General features: G+C 35.2%; 6 protein-coding genes and 1 tRNA gene. 2 read left to right on the plus strand and 5 right to left on the minus strand.

Annotated features, from left to right (window positions below):
• The 3 genes from PHC76_RS14535 to PHC76_RS14545 all read right to left on the minus strand — a co-directional run.
• Positions 1-446: hypothetical protein (locus tag PHC76_RS14535; RefSeq protein WP_300210646.1), on the minus strand; the 446-nt coding region annotated here is incomplete at its 3' end.
• Positions 443-976, minus strand: coding sequence for a hypothetical protein (locus PHC76_RS14540; RefSeq protein WP_300210648.1), 534 nt, complete (start codon positions 974-976; stop codon positions 443-445). The genes PHC76_RS14540 and PHC76_RS14535, both read right to left, overlap by 4 nt.
• The gene (locus tag PHC76_RS14545) at positions 973-1,239 is read right to left on the minus strand and encodes a hypothetical protein (protein WP_300210650.1); all 267 of its coding nucleotides are present in this window, start codon (positions 1,237-1,239) and stop codon (positions 973-975) included. The genes PHC76_RS14540 and PHC76_RS14545 overlap by 4 nt, the downstream gene beginning before the upstream one ends.
• Positions 1,240-1,569: 330 nt before the next feature.
• Between PHC76_RS14545 and PHC76_RS14550 the strand changes: the two genes are divergently transcribed.
• Complete coding sequence (locus PHC76_RS14550; protein WP_300210652.1) at positions 1,570-5,073, plus strand: hypothetical protein; 3,504 nt, start codon at positions 1,570-1,572, stop codon at positions 5,071-5,073.
• 14 nt (positions 5,074-5,087) lie between these two features.
• Positions 5,088-6,647, plus strand: a complete 1,560-nt coding sequence (locus tag PHC76_RS14555) for a hypothetical protein (RefSeq protein ID WP_300210654.1) — start codon at positions 5,088-5,090, stop codon at positions 6,645-6,647.
• A 5-nt stretch (positions 6,648-6,652) separates the two neighbouring features.
• Here PHC76_RS14555 and PHC76_RS14560 read toward each other — a convergent pair whose 3' ends face one another.
• Both PHC76_RS14560 and PHC76_RS14565 read right to left on the minus strand, forming a co-directional pair.
• Positions 6,653-6,937, minus strand: a complete 285-nt coding sequence (locus PHC76_RS14560; RefSeq protein WP_300210656.1) for a hypothetical protein — start codon at positions 6,935-6,937, stop codon at positions 6,653-6,655.
• A gap of 569 nt (positions 6,938-7,506) precedes the next feature.
• A tRNA-Leu gene (locus PHC76_RS14565) sits at positions 7,507-7,591 on the minus strand.
• Between the last annotated feature and the right edge of the window lie 78 nt (positions 7,592-7,669).

Consider the following 7,669-nt stretch of genomic DNA (forward strand, 5'->3'; position numbering starts at 1 on the left):
GAGTCCATTAAGTATATAGTTGATCTCCCTTTTAACGCTTGATCCCATCCCATGATTATTCCAGCAATATCAAGCTCTTTTATATAGACAGGTTTATCCATACCAGGGAAATTGCTTTGAAGACTTTTATAGGTTTTGTTCTTTTTATCTGCTGTATCTTCAAATTCAGATTTTTCACTTGAGTGAAAATAATCATGGGCATACTCTTTTGTCATATGACCACGAGAATATTTTTCAAAACCGGCTTTTATTTTATAAAGTTGAGCCAGAGTATTTGTTCGAAATTTTCCATCAACCTCCAGCCACTCATATAAAAGAAAATTATTCCCTTTTGCGTCTTCCAATACTACCAAATACAACAGTAATCGCCCTTTTTCATCCAATGGTATCGCGTAACAATAGAAAACAGGAGATTGAAGTCTCCATAGTATTTTTGCGAAGTTCATTGCTCATCCTTTTTTGAATTTTTTGCCTCAAGTTCATGCCATAGTTTGAAAATTGTTGACGGTGCTAACTGCTCTAAATGCAGCTCTTTTTTTACAATCAAAGCTAGTTTTTTAAAAGACAACGGTTTGTTGCCTTTTTTGATTGGAGCTGTGCGCAAAGACACCACTAATGGCCACTTTTGAATGAGTTTTGATCGGACTGTTTCTTGGTCCGTATTATTATCGAAGAAGCGTCGAATTTTCATTTCGGAGAGTTTCTCAATCTCTTCTATATCCATCTCTCCATAGCTTTTTCGACGTAACGAATTGCGATCGTTCATTAACGATCGAATCGATTTTGTCATCGCAATGAAAGAAAGTTCTGGCAATGATAATTCATCCACGTTGGTTGAACGAAGCTTGTGAATCAATCTTCCATGTCTCTCCATGATTTCAATCTGGTCAACTATTTGACACCTTGCGTAAAATAGACACGTCTGTTTCAACTCTTCGTTTGATAATTTGAGATGTTTTGCAATGTCTAATGTCATTGTTTTTTTCCTTTCGTTGGTTCAGTATTAACCAGCCATTTAGCTATGTCAGTTAGTTTCCACATGCGTCTACCTCCATAAGTGATCCACGGAGGTATGATTTGTTGGTCTAAAATCATCTTTTCCGAGAAGGGACTATTCTTAGTAAACAATTTACTTACAAATGAATAACTGCTTCCCCACTCGACAGCCGCTTCGTCCATAGATAAAACCCATTTTCGATGTTTGTCGTACATCATCTCCACAAGTTCTTTTTCGGACATATTTTTCCTTTTTTTCAAAAAAGCTTTTTTGTTCATTTTTTTTCGATCGATTGCAAAAGTTTACATGTCATTGCAGAGTAAAAAAACACTAAAAAGCTGCCAATTCTATTGATTAAAGCCCTGAGACACGAGCTTTTGAGGCAGTTTTTAAAAAAGAGGAAATTTTTGTAATAGATATTTTAATAACGTCTTATCATATTGTCTAACGTTACCTAAGTGAGAATCGGCTATAATCGAATCAATCTGATTGTGCTGATGTGGCCAAAAGCCGTACCGAAACCGATCGATTGATGCAGACGATTTAAAAAGAGGCGTTTGAAAATTAAAATTATGGCAAAAGTCAAACAGCAAAGCAATCCGTATTCAACAGGTTCAGGTGGTGCATTTTTTGAAAATAATGTACAAACTGCATTTGCTGTGTTAATGCTTACAGATGGTTTCTCACCTTGTTTGCCCAATTGGCCAATTATTAAAATCAAATTTCAAGCAAAGCATGCAGGCTTTGAAACAGATGACTTTGTTGTTTATGCACATGATACGATAGGTCAAAAAAAGGCCAAGCTCTTAATTCAAGTGAAGCGTTCAATAACAATTTCGGAAGATAATAGTACATTTGCAGATGTCATAAATGCCGCTTGGAGTGATTTTAATCGATCAGATTTTCTCAGAGGTGTAGATGCAATTGCGTTAATTACCGGTCCATTAAGTACCACAGACATAGAAAATACACGTACTCTTCTTGAGTGGGCACGAGAAATGGAGACAGCGGAAGAGTTCATAAAAAACGTCAATACTGCTAATTTTAGTAATCAGCAAAAGCGAAACAAACTACAAGCCTTTCGGACTCAACTTCAGAAAGCAAAAGATGATTCTTCTTTGTCAGATGAAGAACTTTGGCACTTTTTACGAAATTTTCATCTTTTGGGGTATGACCTAGATGTAAAATATGGTGTTCATAGATCCCTATTGCATTCCTTGATCAACCAACAAACAATGGGACAATCTAACATCTTTTGGTCACTTGTTTCAAAAGAAATACAATATGCAAATCAAAATGCAGGAACGCTTACAAAAACTGATTTTCCAAATGAAATTTTGTCACTTTTAAAAGAATCAGTAGAGATAAGAAATCCCTTTGTAATGTCGTCTGAAGTGCATCTTCCAACATCTCTTAATCAAGCAGAGTTTTTGACTGTCTTATTGATCGGACAATGGAATGAAGCCAATGAACATGATCGACACATTATCGAATTAATGTCGAATGAAAGCTACAATACTTGGATCTTGAAAATAAGGGAGCTTCTTGATATTGCAAATAGCACATTGAAGCTAAAGAACAATCATTGGAGTGTTCAAAATAGATTTGTATTATTAGAGCAACTTAATGGATCAATTTATGATGAACATATTGACCGTTTTCAACAATGTGTTAAGGCAGTTTTGAATGAAATAGATCCAAAATTTGATTTACCACCTGATGAAAGATTTAGTGCACGCATTTATGGAAGAACAATGCTTCATTCGGATTTGTTACGAAAAGGTATCGTAGAAACACTAGCTTTTCTCGGTGCAAAGAATTCAATATTCCATCGATGCTCTCGGTTTAAAATTGAAAGAACTCTTGTTCTTTCTGTAAGAAAAATTCTTGGAACTCATGATTGGAAAAAATGGGCAACATTAAACCCTTATTTGACTTTGTTGGCAGAAGCTTCACCTGAAAGCTTTTTGGAAGCTGTTGAAGAGGGAATGGTGGAATCTTCACCTTTTAAACAATTGTTTTCTCAAGAAGGGGATGGTATTACTGGTGAAAATTATTTAACGGGCCTATGGTGGTCACTAGAGGGGCTCTCGTGGGAAGAAAATCATTTAGCGCAAAGTGTTTTATTGTTAGGTGAACTTGCCGCTATTGATCCTGGGGGTAAATGGGCGAACCGTCCCTTGAATTCGTTAATGACGATTTTTTTGCCATGGCGTCCACAAACTTTTGCTAGTAGAGAGAAAAAAACGATCGCAATCAAAGCTTTAGTAAAAGAAATACCTGAAATAGGTTGGAAACTATTACTATCTCTTTTGCCAAATCGCCATCAGATTACCAGCGGATCACATAAGTTTCATTGGCGTTATGTCGTTCCTGAAGAATTTGGAACGGTAACTTATACGGAATATTGGGAACAAGTTAAAATTTATTCTAAATTACTTGTTGACATGTCCAATGATTCTTTTTCTAGAAAATTAGAGCTGGCAAGTCAAATGGATCATCTGCCGGCAGAAGCATTTGATGATTTTATTGAAGTTTTGAATTCAATAATATTAGATGAATTAACACATGATGAACAATACTTTTTATGGCAAAAATTATCTGAACTGGTAAAAAGACACAGTTTTTATGCTAATACAGAATGGGCTATGTCATCAGATCGAATTGAGAAAATTGAATGTGTTTCCAGAAAATTCGTACCTACTGACCCATTAATACGTTATCGTGAACTCTTTAATGGTAAAGATCATGAAATGTATTCAAATGAAAGTTATGAAGTTCAACAAAAATTATTAATTCAAAAGCGTGCCGAAGCAATTTCGGAAATATATGCCTTGGGTGCACTAGAAGATATTTTGGCGTTTGCAGAAACAGTAGAGTCTCCATTTGATGTTGGTTGGGCATTATCATCAACTGTAGAGATGATTGATTTAGATAATTTACTTAGTGCAACCAATAAAGCGCTTATAGATACTGCACGCGGTTTTGTATTTGGAAAGTTTTATAAAGATGGGCAGAAAAAGGTTGATAATTTAGATTTTACAGGATGGCGACAAGAGTCGATAGCAAGATTTATGACATGCCTACCATTCACAATGCATACATGGTTATTGGTACAAAAATATTTACCTGAGAGTGAAGTTTATTATTGGAAAGAAGCACGTGTTAACCCATGGGATACAGAACAAGACATAGCTTATGCAATCGAGTATCTGATTAAATACTCACGTTTTCATGATGCCTTGTTTTGTTTAGATTTCATGATAGATCATCAAGCTATTTTAGATAAAGAATTAGCGATTAATGTTGTGAAGTCATTATTGAAATCAGATAATTTTGCTCAGCTTGATACATATTATCTTACAAAAATCATCACAAAGCTACAAGATAATTCTGAAGGAATTGAGGATGAATTATTTTATATAGAATGGAACTTTTTACCTTTATTGGATGGTTACCATGGTGCTACACCAAAAATTTTGCAAGAAAGATTAGCGAATCATCCTGAATTCTTTTCTGATGTTATTCAACATATTTATCGTTCAACAAAAATCTCTGAACCATTGCCAGAAAGCACAGAAGCAGAGAAACTTATTGCAAAAAATGCCTATGACCTTTTGTCTAAATGGAAATATGTTCCAGGTGTACAGAAAGATGGAAGTTTCAATCCTTCTAAATTTTTGGAGTGGATTAATGAAGTCAAACGAATTACTGAGGAGTCAGGGCATTTAGATATTGCGATGACCAAAATAGGTTATGTTTTGATTTATGCTCCTGAAGATTCTTCTGGATTATGGATTGATAAAACTATAGCTGATGTCTTGAATGCTAAAGATGCTAAAGAGATGCGTGAAGGCTTTATTCTGGGATTCCACAATGATCGTGGAGTACATTGGATTGATCCTACAGGAGCACCAGAGCGTGATTTGGCTGAACAATATCTTTCTAAAGCAAATGATGTTGAAAAGGAAGGCTTCGTTAGATTGGCTTTCAGTCTTAAAGAACTTTCCCAAGATTATGTCCGTGAGATGGAACGTGTGATTGAGCAACATGCTAAAGATGAAGAATATTCATAAACAAGGAAATATTTTTGCAGTCAGTTATCTTAGATTGGTTGAAAACGAAACAAAATTATTGCTACTATCAAGCAGATACTGATAATTTAGCAATCTTTCAAAACAGGCTATCCGAATTGTTATTAAGTGGAAGGGTTTCTATTAGTGATCTTAAGCCATCCGATTGCTATATCGTTAAAACTAGCGATAATGTTATTGAGTGGAGCTTAGAGCATACTGTTCACGCCAAACATACTTTTGAGAATTTCAATGTACAAGTACATGAATACATTTATAACAACGTAAAAATTAAAGAAGCATCGAAAATCTTCGAAGGTAATAATCATGAGCAGCAACGAAAAGCACTTATTGAATTACTACTTGAGGTTAAAAAATACAATACTAAAAAAAATGCACAAACAAAACGATTTGATGATCCATATAAATTTATTTTTTCTAAATCAGATCGAAATTCGGTCGAATATATTATAGAAGAGATAAAGAACTCTTCTACACCCAATGTGATGGTCTTTACCGGTGATATACTAGAGTATATGCAACGAGTTACAAGTAGTTGCAAAACATTACAAGAAATCGGTATATTTTACCCCTTTAAATTTGATCATGATATTTTTGTTGAACATCATTACTTGTTTGAAATCAATCATGTGAAATTCCGCAGAAAAGACAATAATTTTCTCAATCTGATTACCCATTTTTATCAAGCAAATCGCCTCAATAGTTATTTTGGAGTAGTTTTTACTGTAAAGCGTTTTTTTGCTTATCCTGGTAATCAGTATGTCCCCCATTTTGCCTATTTTGATCCATTCAAAAATTATGATAAGCATCAAAAAAAGTATGAGAGAATCAAAAAGGATTTCAAAGATAGAGAATCGGAGTTTAAATCCTTTATTTTTGAGTTATTCGAAATTTTCAATGAAGCCCAAATAGGCATTGTGAAATTTCAACATGCTAATCTGATAGATTCTATTTATACAAATCGTTCACAAGATTGCCAATATACTGCGAGAAAATTAGCAGACGAAATGATGAAGCGGATAGATCCGAACTGTGATCTTATCTATATGACACGAGAGTACGCAATGTTGCATTTTCTCAAGAGTTTACCATCTAATAAACTGATTGGAAAAAATGTCAAAATCAAAGATTTGGAAGAAACAAAAAATTGGTCGCAAGAATACACACAAAATACACAAGCTGTATTGGACGAATTATTCAATGTGTTAAATAAAGATTCTTCCTCAAAACTACAATATATCGTTGATCATTACAACTCCAAAGTTGTGAAATTGATGAAGAAATACAGCCTCACGAAATGCAAGGATATTTTGTATGATATGCTGCTTGATTTGGTCTATTTCTATAGCGATAGAACTCAAGAAAAACTACTATATACCTTCAATTCTACTATACAACAAATATACCAAAAGAATCAACACAGATCCATCGATGATATCGTTGATTTCGACTTTGAGGAAAAATTCATACAGCTTTATCGTGAGCAATTTGAAAGATACCAGCCTTGTAAAATTCCGGCTGAAGATGATCGATCTAAATTTGTGGCGATGCTTTAAATTATCTAGTCAGATTCCAGAGTGAGAAGGGAGGAGATGATGTAGTTAGGGGCTTCAAAGCTCCCAAAAAATTGGGCATACTTCTCCGCAGTTGAAATTCCACTAAATGTATGTACGTTATAATTCCGTCGTTTCGATTGATCGTCGAATAGCCTCTTCGCCTTTTTCACGCTCGGCAAGAGCATACCATCAACTGTCGGTTGTGCTGTACAGTTTGTTCCATGTCCATTATGTGAGAGTCTTGGATTTAGGTCGGTATGAGAAGGTGCAGAGAGCATAGTATCTACCACAGCGCCACTTTTCGCGTGTGATCGATCTCCCTTTTGGTTTCCCTGTGAGAGCCGGCCGCAACCGCATCAATTTCTACTCTTTTTTCTATATTTCGGGTACTGTATTATGGGCAGAGACTATGATAGCCACAAACAAAATATATACTTCATCAGACGCTTGATGATACGCCTATCTATTTATTGAACAATGACGATGAATTTGTGAGTAAGGGAGCAGGTACCAAGTGCCCCAATTGAATTACTCAACGGGAAGCCGAGAGGCTTCCATCACTTGGGAGTGATTGAACACTTGGTACCCCGTTGAATAATCGTAACGGAGGAATCATAGTTGAAATGATGAAGGATGTTAATAAATTTTCATAGGCTATCAAAGCGTATCAAAACGTTTCATATGGTTACGATTTTTTTCATGAAATGAGGTTGTAACGAATGTTTGTTGAAAAAACAAAATTATTATACAACGGAAAGTTTGAGCTAATAATAGAGCTTGTAGTAAAAATGTAGTAAAAAAAGATTTTTTTGAATTCTTAAAAAATGAAGAAAAAGCTTTGAAAGTCCCTATTTAAGGGTGGTGCGGATGAAAGGACTTGAACCTTCACACCTTTCGGCACCAGATCCTAAGTCTGGCGTGTCTACCAATTTCACCACATCCGCACATAAAAGTCTAAGGTGGTACGCCCTAGAGGATTCGAACCTCTGACCGATGCCTTAGAAGGGCATTGCTCTATCCAG

The sequence above is a fragment of the Sulfuricurvum sp. genome, from assembly GCF_028710345.1.
Lineage (GTDB): Bacteria > Campylobacterota > Campylobacteria > Campylobacterales > Sulfurimonadaceae > Sulfuricurvum.

What these genes read in the sequence shown, in the direction of transcription:
- PHC76_RS14540 (WP_300210648.1), bottom strand. Translation starts at nt 976, where the DNA reads ATGACATTAGACATTGCAAAACATCTCAAATTATCAAACGAAGAGTTG.
- PHC76_RS14545 (WP_300210650.1), bottom strand. Translation starts at nt 1,239, where the DNA reads ATGTCCGAAAAAGAACTTGTGGAGATGATGTACGACAAACATCGAAAA.
- PHC76_RS14550 (WP_300210652.1), top strand. Translation starts at nt 1,570, where the DNA reads ATGGCAAAAGTCAAACAGCAAAGCAATCCGTATTCAACAGGTTCAGGT.